This is a genomic window from Streptomyces sp. NPDC048370 (genome assembly GCF_043200825.1).
In the GTDB taxonomy this organism is placed as follows: Bacteria; Actinomycetota; Actinomycetes; order Streptomycetales; family Streptomycetaceae; genus Streptomyces.
Genome location: NZ_JBICYI010000014.1, coordinates 19,184 through 35,516, shown reverse-complemented (window position 1 = coordinate 35,516; position 16,333 = coordinate 19,184). Strand labels below are relative to the sequence as shown.

At 71.1% G+C, this 16,333-nt stretch carries 14 protein-coding genes; 7 read left to right on the top strand and 7 right to left on the bottom strand.

The window, feature by feature from the left end:
• Positions 1 to 24: 24 nt before the first annotated feature.
• From ACGFYP_RS26805 to eccE, 4 genes are all read right to left on the bottom strand, one after another.
• Positions 25 to 1,902: an ABC transporter substrate-binding protein gene (locus tag ACGFYP_RS26805; RefSeq protein WP_393498866.1), complete on the bottom strand. Its 1,878-nt coding sequence runs from the start codon at positions 1,900 to 1,902 to the stop codon at positions 25 to 27.
• A 178-nt stretch (positions 1,903 to 2,080) separates the two neighbouring features.
• Complete coding sequence (locus ACGFYP_RS26800; RefSeq protein WP_393498500.1) at positions 2,081 to 5,422, bottom strand: SCO5717 family growth-regulating ATPase; 3,342 nt, start codon at positions 5,420 to 5,422, stop codon at positions 2,081 to 2,083.
• 227 nt (positions 5,423 to 5,649) lie between these two features.
• Complete coding sequence (locus ACGFYP_RS26795) at positions 5,650 to 6,414, bottom strand: hypothetical protein (RefSeq protein WP_393498497.1); 765 nt, start codon at positions 6,412 to 6,414, stop codon at positions 5,650 to 5,652.
• Positions 6,414 to 7,727, bottom strand: a complete 1,314-nt coding sequence (gene eccE / locus ACGFYP_RS26790; RefSeq protein WP_393498863.1) for a type VII secretion protein EccE — start codon at positions 7,725 to 7,727, stop codon at positions 6,414 to 6,416. The genes ACGFYP_RS26795 and eccE overlap by 1 nt, the downstream gene beginning before the upstream one ends.
• Before the next feature lie 192 nt (positions 7,728 to 7,919).
• On the opposite strand from eccE, the gene eccB reads away from it, so the two are divergent.
• From eccB to ACGFYP_RS26755, 7 genes are all read left to right on the top strand, one after another.
• The gene (gene eccB / locus ACGFYP_RS26785; protein WP_393498494.1) at positions 7,920 to 9,473 is read left to right on the top strand and encodes a type VII secretion protein EccB; all 1,554 of its coding nucleotides are present in this window, start codon (positions 7,920 to 7,922) and stop codon (positions 9,471 to 9,473) included.
• Positions 9,474 to 9,477: 4 nt separating this feature from the next.
• Positions 9,478 to 10,758, top strand: coding sequence for a type VII secretion-associated serine protease mycosin (gene mycP / locus ACGFYP_RS26780; RefSeq protein ID WP_393498491.1), 1,281 nt, complete (start codon positions 9,478 to 9,480; stop codon positions 10,756 to 10,758).
• 141 nt (positions 10,759 to 10,899) lie between these two features.
• A complete protein-coding gene (locus ACGFYP_RS26775; protein WP_393498488.1) occupies positions 10,900 to 11,316 on the top strand; it encodes a hypothetical protein in 417 nt (138 codons plus the stop codon).
• A gap of 17 nt (positions 11,317 to 11,333) precedes the next feature.
• The gene (locus ACGFYP_RS26770) at positions 11,334 to 12,656 is read left to right on the top strand and encodes a hypothetical protein (RefSeq protein ID WP_393498485.1); all 1,323 of its coding nucleotides are present in this window, start codon (positions 11,334 to 11,336) and stop codon (positions 12,654 to 12,656) included.
• A 67-nt stretch (positions 12,657 to 12,723) separates the two neighbouring features.
• On the top strand, positions 12,724 to 13,902 hold the full coding sequence (locus ACGFYP_RS26765) for a S8 family serine peptidase (protein WP_393498482.1): 1,179 nt from the start codon (positions 12,724 to 12,726) through the stop codon (positions 13,900 to 13,902).
• 65 nt (positions 13,903 to 13,967) lie between these two features.
• Positions 13,968 to 14,294: a WXG100 family type VII secretion target gene (locus tag ACGFYP_RS26760; protein WP_393498480.1), complete on the top strand. Its 327-nt coding sequence runs from the start codon at positions 13,968 to 13,970 to the stop codon at positions 14,292 to 14,294.
• Positions 14,295 to 14,310: 16 nt separating this feature from the next.
• On the top strand, positions 14,311 to 14,619 hold the full coding sequence (locus ACGFYP_RS26755) for a WXG100 family type VII secretion target (protein ID WP_392092035.1): 309 nt from the start codon (positions 14,311 to 14,313) through the stop codon (positions 14,617 to 14,619).
• An 80-nt stretch (positions 14,620 to 14,699) separates the two neighbouring features.
• On the opposite strand, the gene ACGFYP_RS26750 is transcribed toward ACGFYP_RS26755, so the two are convergent.
• From ACGFYP_RS26750 to ACGFYP_RS26740, 3 genes are all read right to left on the bottom strand, one after another.
• Complete coding sequence (locus ACGFYP_RS26750) at positions 14,700 to 14,933, bottom strand: DUF397 domain-containing protein (RefSeq protein ID WP_362426872.1); 234 nt, start codon at positions 14,931 to 14,933, stop codon at positions 14,700 to 14,702.
• 88 nt (positions 14,934 to 15,021) lie between these two features.
• Positions 15,022 to 15,681, bottom strand: coding sequence for a hypothetical protein (locus tag ACGFYP_RS26745; protein WP_393498475.1), 660 nt, complete (start codon positions 15,679 to 15,681; stop codon positions 15,022 to 15,024).
• Positions 15,678 to 16,289, bottom strand: coding sequence for a hypothetical protein (locus tag ACGFYP_RS26740; RefSeq protein ID WP_393498472.1), 612 nt, complete (start codon positions 16,287 to 16,289; stop codon positions 15,678 to 15,680). The genes ACGFYP_RS26745 and ACGFYP_RS26740 overlap by 4 nt, the downstream gene beginning before the upstream one ends.
• Between the last annotated feature and the right edge of the window lie 44 nt (positions 16,290 to 16,333).

Below are 16,333 nucleotides of genomic sequence, written 5' to 3'. Positions count from 1 at the left end.
CTTCACTCGTCGCCCTTCGCCCGTCTACTCGCGGTCGTCGGCGGTGGAGCGGCGCCGCATGCCGAGGAAGATCCCGAACCCGACCACGACGACCACGGCCGCGCCGATGCCGACGATCACTCCGGTGGACGAGCCGCCGTCGGACCCGGACTCGGACCCGGCCGAGGACGCCGCGGGCGCGGCCGACCACCAGCTCCAGTAGCCGTCCTGGCCCCAGAGGTTGCCGGCGGCCTCCGGCATGGTCGTGATGGACTTGATCTGGTCCGTGCGGTACGCCTCCAGGGCGTTCGGGTAGGCCATGATGTTCATGTACCCCGTGTCGTACAGCCTGGACTGCATCCGCTTGACCAGATCCGCCCGCTTGGCGGCGTCGTACTCCACCGCCTGCTGCGCGTAGAGCGTGTCGAACTGCGGGTCGCAGATGAAGTTGTCGGTGGCGCCGGTGTCCTTCGGGGTCGCCGGCAGGGTGCCGCAGGTGTGGATCGACAGGACGTAGTCCGGGTCGGGGTTGACCGACCAGCCGTCGAAGGCCAGGTCGTAGTCGCCCTTGGTCCACGGGTCGCCGACGTTGTCGAGGCACTCGACCTTCAGCCCGATGCCGAGCTCGCCCCACCACTCCTGGAGGTACTTGCCGATCGCCTTGTCGTTCGGGTCGGTGGCGTGGCAGAGGATCCGGAAGTCCAGCGGCTTGCCGTCCTTGCCGGCCCGCTTCCCCTCGCCGTTCTTCTTGTACCCGGCCTGGTCCAGGAGCTGGGCCGCCTTGGCCGGGTCGTGGCCGAGCTTCTGCCCGGCGGCCGGCTTCCAGAAGTACGAGTCGAAGCGCGGCGGGATGTAGCCCTCGCCCTCGACGGCGTGGCCCTGGAAGACCTTGTCGACGATCGTGGTCCGGTCGACGGCGAGGAAGAGCGCCTTGCGGACGGCCGGGTCGAGCAGCGCGGGATGGCCGTTGCCGAAGGTCTTGCCGTCCTTCGAACGCGCGCCCGGGTTGGTGGCGATGGCGAAGAAGCGCCGGCCAGGAGCGTCGTTGACCTTGATGTTCTTCATGGTCTTCAGGGCGGCGGCCTGAGCGGGCGTCAGGTTCGAGACGAAGGACACCTCGCCCTTCTGCAGCGCGGCGACGGCCGCGTCACCGTCCTTGTAGTACTTGAAGACCAGCTCGTCGAACTTGGGGGCGCCCCGCCAGAAGCTCTTGTTCGGCTTCATCTTGATGTACTGGTCGACCTTGAAGTCCGTGATGACGAACGGGCCGTTGCCGACGATCGGGAACTGCTGGTCGTTGTTGAACTTCGAGAAGTCGCCGACCTTCTCCCAGACGTGCTTGGGCACGATCGGCACGTCCAGCGCCGTCATGGTGGCCTGAGGCTTCTTCAGCTCGATGACGAGGGTCTGCGGGTCGGGCGCGGTGACCTTCTTGAAGTTGGCCGTGAAGCTGCCGTTCGCGGTGGCGGCGTTCTCGTCCGTCATCATCTTGTTGAAGGTCCAGGCCGCGTCCTCGGCGGTGGCCTGCTTCCCGTCGGACCACTTCGAGTCCTTGCGGATCGTGTACGTCCAGGTCAGCTTGTCGGCCGAGGACGTCCACTCGGTCGCCAGACCCGGGATCGGCTTGGCGTCCTTCGCGTCGTAGTTCGTCAGGTACTCGTACGCCAAACGGTGGATGCTGGTCGAGACGAGCTTCTGGGCGAGGAACGGACTCAGGGAGTCGACGCTCTGCGAGACGGCGACGGTGAGGGTGGTGCCGCCGCTCTTCGCGTCACCGTCCGCCGCCTGCGCGGGCGGGGCCGTGACCTGCGGTACGGCCAGGAGCGTGGTGGCGGCGACGCCTGCGGCGAGGAGCAGCCGGGGGAGCCGTCGAGAAGCGATTCTTCGGGGGGCGGCGGGGCGGGGCGGGACCTTCGTGACCATGACCATAGGACGTACCTCGCGTCGTGGATCTTGGGCGCCAACTGGTGAAGCGAAGGTCTATCAGCGGTGGACGAGGGTCGTCAACGATGACTCAAACCCCTTGTGGGCTGCGGGAATACAAGAAGGCCCCGCACCGGGGAGCCGGTGCGGGGCCTCATTGGTCTACTCCTATGACGCCTTACTGCTGAGGGGCTGGCGGAGCCTGCGGAGGCGTCTGCGGAGCCTGCTGCGGCCAACCGGGCGGAGGCGCGGGAGCGTTCGGATCGACCGGCGCGGGCTGCGCCTGCGCCTGCGCCGGGGGCTGCTGCCAGCCCTGGGGGACACCGGGCTGGCCCGGCTGGCCGGCCTGGTCGTGCTGCGGCGGGTAGGGCTGCGGCAGCCCCGGGGCCTGCGGGTAGGGCTGGGGCTGGGGGTACGGCTGGGGCGCGTACGGCTGTCCCTGCTGCGGCGGGTACGGCTGCTGACCGGAGTCGGCCTGGCCGGGCATCGGCTGGCCCGGGGCGGCCTGCCCCGGCATCGGCTGACCGGGCATGGGCTGACCCGGCATCGGCTGCTGGGGGTACGGCTGCTGACCGGGCATGGGCTGACCGGGCATCGGCTGACCGGGCATCTGCTGGCCCGGGACCTGCTGGCCCGCGACCGGCGGGGCCATGTGTGGCGGTACGGCGCCGCCCTGGCCCACCTGGCCGGCCTGGCCCGCGTCGCCGCCCGTCCACAGCCCCTGCACCTGCTGGGCCCGGACGAAGTCCTCGGCCACCATCGCCGACAGGTGGAAGTACGCCTCGCGCGTCTTCGGCCGCATCATGTCGAGGTCGACCTCGGCGCCGGCCGACAGGTGCTCGTCGAACGGTACGACGACGACTCCCCGGCAACGCGTCTGGAAGTGCTGCACGATGTCGTCGACCTTGATCATCTTGCCGGTCTCGCGGACCCCGGAGATGACCGTGATCGAGCGCTGCACGAGCTCCGCGTACCCGTGCGCGGAGAGCCAGTCGAGCGTGGTCGACGCGCTGGAGGCACCGTCGACGGACGGCGTGGAGATGATGATCAGCTGGTCGGCGAGGTCGAGCACACCGCGCATGGCGCTGTAGAGCAGACCGGTGCCGGAGTCGGTGAGGATGATCGGGTACTGCTTGCCCAGGACGTCGATCGCCCGCCGGTAGTCCTCGTCGTTGAACGTCGTCGAGACGGCCGGGTCCACGTCGTTGGCGAGGATCTCCAGACCGGAGGGCGCCTGCGAGGTGAAGCGGCGGATGTCCATGTACGAGTGGAGGTACGGGATCGCCTGCACGAGGTCACGGATGGTGGCCCCGGTCTCGCGCCGCACCCGGCGGCCGAGCGTGCCGGCGTCGGGGTTGGCGTCGATGGCGAGGATCTTGTCCTGCCGCTCGGTGGCCAGGGTCGCGCCCAGTGCGGTGGTCGTCGTGGTCTTGCCGACACCGCCCTTGAGGGAGATGACCGCGATCCGGTAGCAGGACAGGACGGGCGTACGGATCAGGTCGAGCTTCCGCTGCCGCTCGGCCTCCTCGCGCTTGCCGCCGAGCTTGAAGCGGGCGGAGGGGCCGGGGTTCCGGCTCGACTTGGCCTTCTGCTTGTTGTTGCGCAGCAGCCGGTCGGAGGAGAGCTCGACGGCGGCGGTGTACCCGAGCGGAGCGCCCGGCACGGACCGCTCGCGCTGGTCGTGCGCGACGGGCGTGGGCCAACCGGCACCGCTGCGCGGGTCGACGGGCGTCTGCGGCGGCATCTGCCCGTCGTGCTGGGGCTGGGGCTGCGGCTGCGGCTGCGGCGCCTGCTGAGCCTGCTGCGGCACGGGCGCGGGCATGGCCGCCTGAGGAGCCTGCGGCTGCTGCGGCGCGGGCTGCGCTCCGGGGTGCGGGAAGCCGTACCCACCCTGCGGTGCAGGGGCGTCAGGCGTCTGCGGCGGGATGGGCTGCGGCAGGGCCGGGTTGGGCTGCGGGAAGCCGTACCCGCCCTGCGCCGGTGCCTGCGGCTGGGCCGGTGCCTGCGCCTGCGGGGGTACGGGAGCGGGCTGCGGCTGCGGCTGGGGGAAGCCGTAACCGGGCTGGGGCGCGGGAGCGTCGGCCGCCTGGGGCGGGATGGGCTGCGGCAGCGCCTGGCTGGGCTGCGGGAAGCCGTAACCGGGCTGGGGCGCAGGGGCGTCGGCCGCCTGGGGCGGGATCGGCTGCGGCAGGGCCTGGTTGGGCTGCGGGAATCCGTACCCGCCCTGCGGCGGCACGGGAGTCGGCTGGACCGGGGCCTGGCCCGGCTGCGGGAATCCGTACCCGCCCTGCGGTGCGGGGGCGTCAGGGGTCTGCGGCGGGATGGGCTGCGGCAGGGCCGGGTTGGGCTGGGGGAAGCCGTAACCGCCCTGCGGAGGTACGGGAGTCGGCTGGGCCGACCAGTCGGCCGGCTGCGGCACGGCGGGCTGCGGCGGCGCGGGCTGGTCGCCCGTGGGCGCCTGGGCGGGCCACTGCGGTACGGCGGGCGGAGCCGCGGGCTGGAACGACGGCGGCAGCGGCGGCAGGCCGTCGGCGCCCTGCGGGGCGCCGGGGCTCGCGGGCGGCAGCGGGGCCGGCAGGGGGGTCGGCAGTGGGGCCGGCGCCGGAGCCGCCGGGGGAGCGTCCTGCGGCTCGGCGGCGGGCGGCGCGACGGCCCCCGCGTCGACCGGCTGGGGCTCCTGGCCCGCAGGTGCGGAGTCGCTCGGCCGGGCGTCCTCGCTCGACGACGCGGCCGACTGCGGAGCCTCGTCCTCAGGGGCAGAGGCAGGGGCAGCGGGCGTGGGCAGCGCGAGCGCGTAGCCGCTGTCCGGCTGAGGGGCTTGGTCGGCAGCGGGGGCGGACGCCTCGCCGGCTTCGGCGGTCGGCTCGGCGGCGCCGCCGGGGGCCGAGCCCGTGGCCTCGCCGGACGGGTTCGCGTCGGGCGCCGCCGGGGCACCCGTCGCAGCGCGCTCGGCGATCTCCGCCATCTCGCGCCGGAGCGCGGCCGAGGAGAAGCGCATCGTCGCGCCGCTCTCCACGTCCCCACTGCCGGGCGACCCGCCGTCGGCAGACGCGGCGGAAGCGACAGGAGCGGCGGGAGCGACCGGAGCAGCGCCGGGCTGCACCGGACCAGGCTGCACCGGACCAGGCTGAACGGAGCCCGGCTGTACCGGCCCGGGCTGCACCGCACCTGGCTGCACCGGCCCCGGCTGACCAGGGGCCGTCGGCTGAACCGGCGGCGCGGGCTGAACCGGAGCCTGCGGGGTGTGCGGAGCCTGCGGAGCGGGCGGAGCCGTGGGGTTGGGCACGTTGGGTTCGAAGCCGCTGCCCGCCGGGAGCCCCGGGACGGCAACGGGCACATCGCTCGGCGGCGGCGGGGTCACGTCACCCGCACCGCTCGTTCCCCCCGCGTTCTGCGTGTACCAGGCCGGAGGGGTGTAGTCGATGGTGAACTCACCCGTCATCTCGGCGGGATCCGCGTCGGACTGATCATCGGCGGGTGGATTCCAACCCCCGTGGATCTCGTCCCGATCGCCGTTCACTTTGCCTCCTGGTGTGGTCGCGCACCCTTGTGCTGTCGTGGGCGGGCACCTCCCACCCTAAACGCCAACCGTGTCCGTCGGGCAGGCCCGACCGCCCGCACACGCCTGTCCCCTAGGTCACGTATCGCCCCCAAGTGACCTGCCCGCGCCGCAGAGTGAAATCCACAGCGTCAAGAGACGCTCCAAATCCATACAAAAACGGACGGACTTGGTGGCGCGCTCCCGGGTCAGTCCATCCGCCGCGCGCCGCCCAACAATCCGGTCTCGGCGTCCGTCGCCTGTGTCATGACGAACTGGCGGTCACCCGGGGTACACCACAGGGTCACCCCGTCGGCCAGTGTCGACAACGCCTCCGACTCCGCGCCCGGCAGCCCCATGAGCCGGCCGATCTGCGCGGCCTCGTCCGGCGAGACCCGCTGGATCCCCACGAGGGAGGACTTCTCCATCAGGCGCGGTGCCACCGGGCTCAGATACGGCAGCAGCGTCACCACCGACTGCCAGGGCCCCGACACGACCCGGCCGCGCGGCGGACGCATGCCGCAGTCCCGCACCACGACCACCGGGCTCCCGGCCGACGCGCCCTGCGGCGGGACCCGGCCGACGTCGTGCAGCGTGATGCACGGCTGACCGCCGCCCGCGGCCTGCGCGAGCGTCGTCCAGACCTGCGCCCGGCCGGTCTCCACGGCGACCCGCGCACCGGTCGCGGCCGCCCGCAACGCCATCACCTGGGCCGTCCACAGACCGCCGATGAGCGTCACGTCGTACGGAGTGGGCCGGTTGATGCCCAGGACGGCGGGCCGCCCCTCGGCGTCGACGCCGATGACCACGCCGTCGTCACCCACGGGCAGGCTCAGTGCGCCGAGCTGATCCAGCTGTACGGAGTGCCGGTCGCGGCGCGGCCCGATGAGCCCGAAGCCGAACCGGGGCCGTGCACCCCGCCCCGTACCCCGAGTGCTCCGACCGGACCGACGATTCGTCGGGGACAAGGACATCAGCGCGCACCCCCGAGCGGCAGCGAAGCCAGCATTCCCGGAACCTGTTCGCGGTCGAGCCGTACCAGGCCCGTCTTCACCCCACGCGCCGCCCGCTCCAGCTCGTGCCGTGCCGTCACCAGCTCCTCGTCGCTGCGCCCGGTGATCCGTACGTGCCCGGCCACCGTCACCTCCTGGCGGTCGCCGCCGCTCAACGTCAGGCTGAACGTCGTCGCGAGCGCGGGAAGCGAGGTCAGCAGCGCGATCAGCTGCGGCATCGACGCGCCGGGACCGCCCGCGCCCCCGAGGTGCGGCCAGCGCCCCACCCAGTACGTCGTGTGGCGGCGGTCGTCGACCCGCCAGGTCCGCGCGGTCTCCTGGGTCCGCCGGGCCTGCGCCTGGCCGCGTCCCGCCTGCGTGATCGCCATCGGGCTCGCACAGGTCGAGGTGGCGAGCGCGGCGGTCAGTTCCTGCTCCGTGAGCACGGTCGCCCGGAACCCGGCACCCGCGAGCCGGCTCGCCAACTGGTCCGCGGCCCGCACCACGCACTTCTGCGCGCCCTCCAGGCCGCCACCGCGCGCGGCGACGGCCTCCGGGCACAGCTCCGGGTCCAGCTTCAGTGCGACCCACGTCACGCGTACCGCCGGAGAGCCCGTCTGCGCCTGCAGCGGGGCGTAGTTGCGTGCGGCCATCGACTGCGCGGGCAGATGCGGGGCGGGCGCGGGCTGGGTGTGCTGCACGATCTGCGCGGACTCCAGCCGGATCCCGTCCACGTCCAGGACGTCACGGACGAGTCCGACCGGCAGCGGCCGCGCCGAGCGGTCCGGGCGCAGCGCCGTGGCCTCCGAGTCGACCCGGACGAGCACCGTGAGGAACGTACCGTCGCCGATCATCCCGACAGGACGGCGTTCCCGGTCGCTGTACGCGTACGTGCGCAGCGCCGGATCGCACTCCACGACCGGGGCGAGACCCGGTTCCGTGCCCTCGGGGACGACGAAGGAGGCCGCCCGCCGCGTACGCGCCCGCAGGGTGAGGAACGTGCCGAGCCACTCCGGCATCGAGCGGCGGTGCCGACGCACCACCGCGAGCAGGACGAGCACCGCGGCGAGGAGTCCGGCAGGGACCAGGAGCATCGGTTCGACGACCCACGCCACGAGCAGCAGAGCGGCCGCGCCCTCAATCAGTACGAGTTGTTGCAATCGGAACGATCCGAAGTGTCCCGGACGTGCCTGGAGGCGGGGCGAGACGGCCGCCGACGCGCCGGTGGTGGGGGGTGTGGCGGAACGGGAGGAGGGCCTGGCCGCCGCGGACCGCGTCCGCGTCGCGGATGCCATCATGGAGAATCCCCCCAAATTCGTCCCGATCACCCTGGCCTGCCAGGGCTTTGGCGGCCCGATCACCCTACCCGCCCCCCAGGCGCCGGGGGACAGCAGGCATAGTAGGGGGCCGGTCCGACAGCCGGAGCCCGGGTGCCACGCCCCCCGGAGGCATCGGCGAAGACTGCGCCTGACGAAAAATGGGGACTCATGGCATCACGGCGGGATGAGCTCAACGCGTACACCTTTGCGAAGAAGCGCACGGTGGCCGCATTCCTCCAACCTTCTCCCTCCGGTACGGAGGAGGGGGCGCCGAGGCCGCTGCGCGCGGTCGTGCCCGGGCTCATCGTCGGCGCGCTGGTCCTGGCCGGTTTCGGCGCCTGGGGCATGTTCAGCCCCAAGGCACCCAAGGGCTGGGACAAGCCCGGCACGAAGGTGATCGTCGGAAAGCAGTCGACCACCCGCTACGTGGTGCTCACCACCGGCAAGGGCAAGGACAGCAAGACCCTGCTGCACCCCGTCCTGAACCTCGCCTCCGCCCGGCTCCTCCTCACGCCCCAGTCCTTCTCGGTCATCCAGGTCGCCGACGAGGTGCTCGACGGCGGCAACCCGCCCCGCGGACCGATCCTCGGCATCCCGTACGCGCCGGACCGGCTCCCCTCGCCGGGCGACGCCGGCACCGCCAAGCGGTGGGCCGTGTGCGAACAGCCCGGCGGCGGCAAGGGGAGCAGCGTCCAGAAGGCCACCTTCGTCTTCGCCCAGCGCGACTTCAGCCGTACCGAGGGGGCGGGGCAGTTGAAGGACGGACAGGTCATGTACGTCAAGGGACAGAAGGGCAGCGCCCGCTACCTCATCGACCACCGCGGTACGAAGTACCTGATTCCGGGCGCGCCCGACGAGTCCGCCGGACTCACCACCGCCCTCGTCGGCCTCAACAAGCAACCGCAGCAGGTCACCGACGACTGGCTGGCCACCCTGCACACCGGCAGCCCGATCGCGTTCCCGCGGATCCCCGGCCAGGTCGGCACGGACGCCGGCGTCGGCGGCGGACTCTCCCAGACCGAGGACCGGGTCGGCATGGTCCTGCTCGCCCAGACCGGTTCCGGACCGCAGCACTACGTCGTCCTGCCCGGCAAGGTCCAGCCCGTCTCCGAGTTCACGGCCTGGCTGCTCATCAACTCCCCGCAGACCGACCCGCTCGACATGGACGGCCGGGTGAACACCGTCGACGCGGCCTCCTTCACACCGGACGCCACCACCTTCGGCACCCAGTACCGCTGGCCGTCCCGCAAGTCGGAGCAGGTCAACACCACGACCGGCGCCGGCGCCCGGGACACCGTCTGCAGCGTGCTCAACCACGTCGACGACAAGGGCGGCTCCATCCTCACCACCTGGGCCGGTACGAAGTACCCGGCCGAGATCACGGCCGGCGGCACCAGTACGTACGTCACCCCCGGCAGCGGCCTGCTCTACACCCAGGTCCAGGGCAACCAGACCAAGCCCGACGGCTCGCTCTTCCTCGTCACCGACACCGGACTGCGCTACGCGGTGCAGGCGAACGGGGACAGCGACGCCGCCCACTCCGACATCGGCGGCGGAGACCGACCCCAGCAGACGGACGGCCGCCCGGAACCGAGCGAGGCCCAGACCCGTCTCGGCTACGAGAAGGTCACGCCGGTCCTCGTCCCGATGGCGTGGTCGGAGTTCCTCTCCAAGGGGCCGAGGCTCGACACCAACAGCGCGCGCCAGCCGCAGGGTTCGTAGGGCGATGACACCGGTGGTGACACACGTGACGTACCTCAAGGCGGCCCTGCTCACGGTCACGACGCTGACGGCGGTGCTGGCGGCCCCGCAAGCGGGGGCGGCGGAAGCAACCCCTGCCGCCCCTGTGGGTCTGAACGGCAGCGGCGAGTGCACCTTCCCGATGAAGAAGCAGATCGAGGGCATCCCCTGGTCGCTCCAGCGGGTCCTCCTGGACGAGCTCTGGCAGGACACCAAGGGCAAGGGGATCCGGGTCGCGGTCATCGACACGGGGGTCGACGACGTCAACCCGCAGCTGAAGACGGCGGTCGACGCCAAGGCGGGCAAGGACTACCTCAAGCCGGACAAGGACAACCCGGGCTCGGGGGACGACAAGCGCGGCAAGACGGACGGCACCGTCGACGAGGTCGGCCACGGCACCAAGGTGGCGGGCATCATCGCCGCCCGCCCCCGCGCGGGCACCGGCTTCGTCGGGCTCGCCCCCGAGGCGACGATCATCCCGATCCGCCAGAACGACGAGAAGAACAGCGGCAAGTCCGACACGATGGCCCTGGCGATCGACCACGCCGTCGACCAGGACGCCCACGTCATCAACATCTCGCAGGACACCACGCAGCCGCTGAGCCCCGACTCCGCGATGGGCAAGGCGGTGGCCCGCGCCCTGGCGAAGGACATCGTGGTGGTCGCCTCGGCGGGCAACGACGGCATGGACGGCAAACTCAAGAACACCTACCCCGCGGCCTTCCCCGGGGTCCTCGCCGTCGCCTCCTCCGACCGCGACAACGAGCGCGCGGAGTTCTCCCAGTCGGGCACGTTCGTGGGCGTCGCGGCGCCCGGCGTCGACATGGTCTCCACCGTCCCGGGCGGCGGCCAGTGCGTCGACAACGGCACCAGCTTCTCGGCCCCGTACGTCTCAGGCGTCGCCGCGCTGCTGCGCGCCAAGCACCCCAAGTGGACCCCGGCCCAGATCGTGGCCCGCATCGAACAGACGGCGGTACGGTCGATCAACGGCCGCGACAACCACGTGGGTTGGGGCGTGGTGGACCCGGTACGGGCCCTGTCCGACGCCCCCGAACCGGCACCGACCGAACCCACCCCCGACCCGGGCCCACCCAAGCCACCTGCCCCGGAACCCGCCCACCTGGCGATGACGGAAACGTCCCAGGAACGCGCGGAGCGCCTCGGCACCTACGCCTTGGGCGTCGGCGTCGTCCTGGTGGCCGTGGTCGCGGGCACGGCGACGGTGATCAGGGACAGCCGACGACGGAGCCGAAGGGCGGCCAGGTGACCCGCGTCTCCGATACGACTTTGCAATTGGAACTGTCGTACCAAATGGCTAGAGTGGTGAACGAGTTCATGAGCCTGACGAGGGGGCACTGACGTGGAAGGGCCGGCCGGGGGCGGCAAGCAGGGGCTGGAAGTCGGAGAAGTGACTCTCCAGAGCTTCTACGCACGCATGCAGAAGCTCGTCGAGGAACTGAAGGGTTCGCCCGCCGAGCACACGAAGATCGGCGAGCAGAAGGTCACGGCCGCGTCGTACGGCACGGGCTTCACCGCCGCGACGGAACTGCACAGCGCGTACGAAAAGGTACGCACGCGACTCGAAGAACTGACGCGGACGTTCGGCGAGACGATCGAGGGCATGGGCCTCGCGGCCACGATCGCCGACAAGGGCTACACGGGCGTGGACGAGGAGGAACGCGAGCGGTACGCGGCGATCCAGAAGCGCACGCAGCAGGAGTACCGCGAACGCCAGGGCGGCGAGGGAACGGGCACCGACAAGGACAAGCCCGAGCAGCCCACCAAGGACACGGGCGGCACCGGCGATTCCGGCGGATTCAGCTAACGGGGGAGTGGCAAGACATGGCAGGAGAGTTCGAGGGGAAGTCCCTGGACGCCCTGTACGCGATGATCGCGTCCGCCAAGCCGGAGGAGATCACGACCACCGGCTCGGCGCTGGCGTCGGCGGTGCCGAAGATCCTTGAGATCGCCGCCGACCTGCGGCTCTACATCGGCCGCGTCCAGTGGGAGGGCGAGGGCGGCAACGCCTTCCGCACCTGGGGCGCGGGCATGGTCTCCGAAACCCTGGTCCTCGGCGACTTCACCAAGGTCGTCGCGGACGAGATGCAACGCGCGGGCCAGGCCCTCTCCGAGGCGAAGGCCGCCGTCCCGAAGCCGGCGGGCATGTGCTTCGCGGACCCTGAGAAGGAGAAGGCCCGCATCGAGTCGGAGACGGGCCCGAAGCTCCAGGAGGCGATCCACCAGCTGGAGCGGCTGTCGTCGTACTACGACGCGACGCGGAATCGGATGGGGGCGGAGCGGGAGCCGGAGTTCAAGCCGATCACAGCGATCCGCGGCGGGAACGAGCACCAGTACGGGACCGGAGGCGGCAGCAACGCCAGCACCTACGCCTCCTCGTCCGGCGGGGGGTCGGCGTATGGCGAGTCCTCCTCTTCCCGTACCCCCGACGCCGCGACCCCGAGCCGCACGACCCCTGACGTGTCGCTGCCTCCTGCTGCGACGAAGCGCCCGGAGAACGAGGTGAACACGAACCTCGACTCAGTGACCATCACGCCGGAGGCTCCGCCGCGTACCCCCGCGCAGCCGCCCACCGCGCCGCCGGTCACGACGGTCGGCCCCACTCCTCCGTTGCCGCCCCTCGCTCCGCCGGTCGGCCCTCAGCCGACAGCTGGTCCGCCTCGCGCCAACCCGGGACTCCCGGGCCCTGCGAACGGCGGCCTGAAGGGCCCCAGCCCCCTTGGCATCCCGCCCCGCGCAGAGGGCATCACCGGCGGCCGTCAGGTACCCGGTCGAACAGGCCTGCCCGGCCAAGGACCTCGGCTTCCGATGGGCCCTGTGATCGGCGAGGAGCGTGCCAGCCAGTACGGTCGGGGCGCGGGTGGAATGCACGGTCCTGGCGCCGGAATGCACGGTGCGCCGGGCGGTAACACGGGCGGCGCGGCGGGCCGTCGGCTGGCCATGCAGCCGGGTGGAACCGTCGGGAATCCCACCGGTTCCAGCGGGCGGGCGTTCACCCCCGGCGGCACCGGACTCGTCCGACCGACCTCGTCCGAGCGGGGCGAGGACGAGCGCCGCGCAACCCGCTCCCGCCCCGACTATCTGACCGAGGACGAGGAGACGTGGGCCCCTGGCCAGCGTCAGATCGTCCCGCCCGTCATCGACTAGGAGTCCTTCGCACATGTCCCCGCTTGCTCGTGCCTTCCGCAGCCGTGCGGTCGGCCTGCTCGGCGCCATGACCGCCGTCGTCGCGACGTGGACCGTCGCGGCGCCGGCCGCGCAGGCGGAAGACATGCGCGGGCGTCAGTGGTACTTGGACGCGATGAAGGCCGACGACCTGTGGAAGGTGGCCACGGGCAAGGGAATGACCGTCGCGGTGCTCGACACCGGGGTGGATTCCACGGTGGCGGAACTTCGCGGGCAGGTTCTGTCCGGCGCGAACTTCTACGACGCCGGTGGGGGCGATGGCCGTACGGACACGGAACGCCACGGCACGAACATGGCCATCGCCATCGCGGGCAGCGGGGCCAACGGTGGAGTGAAGGGCATTGCACCCAGCGCCAAGGTCCTGCCGGTGAAGGTGGGGGAGGGCGCCACCTTCGGCCTTGCGAAGCAAGGAGCGAAGGCAATTCGCTACGCCGTGGACAAGGGCGCGCGCGTCATCAGCATCTCCATGGGCGGCGGAGCCGACGAATCCGAGGCCCCGGAGTGGCAGGCGGCTGTGGACTACGCCCTTGGGAAGGGCACTTTGGTCTTTGCGGCATCGGGGAACTCTGGGTCCGAGACCTACCAGGACTACCCCTCATCCATCCCCGGCGTGGTAGCTGTCGGAGCTCTGGACACCAAGGGCAAGGTCGCCAATTTCTCCAGCTACGGCCCGCACCTCGCCCTCGCTGCCCCGGGCGTCGAAATCCCGGGCCTCTGCACCGCAGACAAGTCGAAGTACTGCGCCCATGAGGGCACAAGCCAAGCCACCGCCATCGCCTCCGGCACCGCCGCCCTCATCTGGTCCGCGCACCCCGACTGGACCGCCAACCAGGTCCTCCGCGTCATGATGGAGACCGCCGGCCACGTGGGCGCGGTGCCCGACAAGTACATCGGCTACGGCTCCGTCCGGCCCGCCCAGATCCTCCTGGAGGGCAAGGGCAACCCGGGCGACCCCGACGTCAACCCGCTGCTCGCCGCGCAGAAGCAGCAGCAGTCGCAGTCGCCCACACCTCAGACTTCCCCCTCTCCTGACAGCACGGGGGCAAGCGGCACCAACGGGCCGACCCAGGACTCCAAGAAGCCCGAGTCCGCGGCCCGGCCCGACGAGGGCGGGTTTCCGCTCTGGGGCATCGCCGTGAGTGCCGTCGCGGTCGTCGCCGTCATCGGCGTCGCCGTGGCGGCAGGCAGACGCAACAGGAGAGCGTAGCCACGAGCTACGCGCACAAGCACAAGCACGCGCACGAGCACCTTCCCGACAACGAGGAGCGTCACATGACCAGCCCCGCAGGTGGGTTCGGGCTTGCCGAGGATCCGGTAACCCAGGCCAAGAACAAGATCATGCAGACCGGTGAAGAGGTCTCCAAGCAGGCCCGCGAGATGGCCAACATCCTCGAAACGGTCCACGCGGGCTGGACGGGTGCGGGAGCTGCCGGCTTCAAGACGGCGCAGTCGGCCCTCAACGAGGACCACGACACCATCCGCCGGCTGCTCAACGTGCTGCTCACGGCGGTCAACGAGACCAAGAACCTGAGCGCGGCGAACGACTTCGAGGTGTTCCAGACCCTCAAGGCCAACAACTCCGCGCTGAACAACATCTGAGCCCGAGGAGAGCACGATGTCCGGCATCGACCAGAACACCAAGGTCCGGTACGAGAGCGTCCAGGAGATGGCGAACCGCCTCCGGGTCGTCTCATCGAACATCATCAAGGACCTCGAAGAGATGAACGCCGCCCTCCGGGTCGTCACCGACACCTGGGACGGTGAGGCCCACGCGGAGTACGTGATCCTCCAGGGCAAGTACAAGAAGCGCGCCACGGACATGAAGGAACGGCTCGAGCTGGTCGCCAAGCAGATCGAGCAGGGCAAGGACAGCTACCGCGGTACGGACATCAAGGCCTCGCGCCTGTTCACCGAGGGTTTCTGAACCTCCCTCGCGCCGCGCGTCGAGAAGGGGCCCGTTCCAGCCGGAACGGGCCCCTTCTCGTACGTACACAGGCAGGCGACCTACGTCAGGTCGAACTCGCCGTCCTTCGCGCCCAGGACGAACGCCGTCCATTCCGCCTCGGTGTAGCGCAGGACGGTGTCGGGGTCGAGGGAGGACCGCATCGCCACGGCTCCGCCGGGCAGATGGGCGATCTCCACGCGCTCCTCGTCGGGGCTCGTGCCGGGCGCGCCCTGCCACTCGACGTCGCTGATGTCGAGCGCGTACAGCTCGTCCTTCTCCTGCTGAGTGCCCATCAGTCTCTGCTCCTTAGTGCGGGTGGAACGTCGTCGCGGCTCAATGATCGACCCCCGACGAGCCTCGTGTCAGACGGAACCGTCAGATTCACTTCGCCTGCGCGGCGAAGGTCCGCGCCAGCTCCTGTACCTGTTCCGGCTTCAGAGCGCTCTTGTCCTCCTCGCCGACGGTCAGCAGCAGGGCCACGTCACCCTTGCCACCGGAGTCGAGCCGGACGGTCACCACGTTTCCGCCCCTGCTCGCCGCGGGCTCGCCGAACTTCGCGTCGGCGGCCTTCGCGTGGAAGGCCTTCACGTCCTCGACGGACATGCTGCCGGCGTTCTGAGCGGTGGGCAGGAGAATATTGATCGCACTGCCCGCTTCCGTACCGACGGTGTGGATCGTCAGGTCCTCGCCGCCGACGTGGTACGAGCAGGAGATGAGCCCACCCGGCTTGCCCGCGAAGGCCGACTGCGGATCCGACGTCTTCCCGCCCTCGCCGGTCGCCATCGGCTTGCCCGCCTCAGCCCCCGCCGCGCCGGCCTCGATACCCTCGCCGACCTTCGCCGCCTCGGCCGCCTTGCCCGCGTCGTACGGGATCGGGCACGCGTCCGCGCCGTCCTTGCCGACCCCCTCGGCGAGCTCGACCACCCGGTCGACACCGAGGGAGCCCCCGGCGTCCGCTCCGCCGCCGCCCCCACAGCCGACGAGCGTGGCCAGGAGAACGGCGCACGTGAGGCCGAGCGCACGGTGCTTCGACTGACTCATGACGGACTGCTTTCGGTGAGGGGCTTCACGGCCGGATCCTTCGCCAGGGGCTTGTTCTCGCAGCCCAGAACCTCCGTGGCCGCGCGGGTCATGTAGTAGAGGAACGAGAGCTGTTCGGCCTCCCGGGCCTTGTCCACGGTCTGGCCCCGGTTGACCGTGAGTGCCAGGTCCGCGCGCAGCACCGCCTTCCGCGCCGGGTCGCTCAGCTCGCCTCCCAGCACGCAGCTGACGTAGAGCCCCGAGGAGAGGTTGCCGATCTCCCCGGTGGCACCGTTCAGGTCGTAGAACGTATTGCCGCTCTGAGCGCGTTGCCTGCTCGGCTGGTCGGCCGGGGACCAGGCGAAGTCGAGGAGCACGTGGCCCTGGCTGCCCTCCGGCACGTACTTGCACACGAAGGAGGGAGAGGTCGAGTCCCTGCCCCCCTGCCATTCCCGCAGGTCCTTCTTGAACTCCCGGACGAAATTGTCGTCCGACCTGAGGACCTCCGCCGTGAAGTCGTCCGTCCGCAGCACCTCACGCAGCGACTTGCCCGCACTCGAGTCGGCGGACGGGCCGCACATTCCCTCGACCTGCGTGCCGGAATCCCCGGACGAGCAGGCGGTTGCCACGAGAGCCAGCGCCACCGCACTCGCCGCCGTCGCCGCCCCGCGCA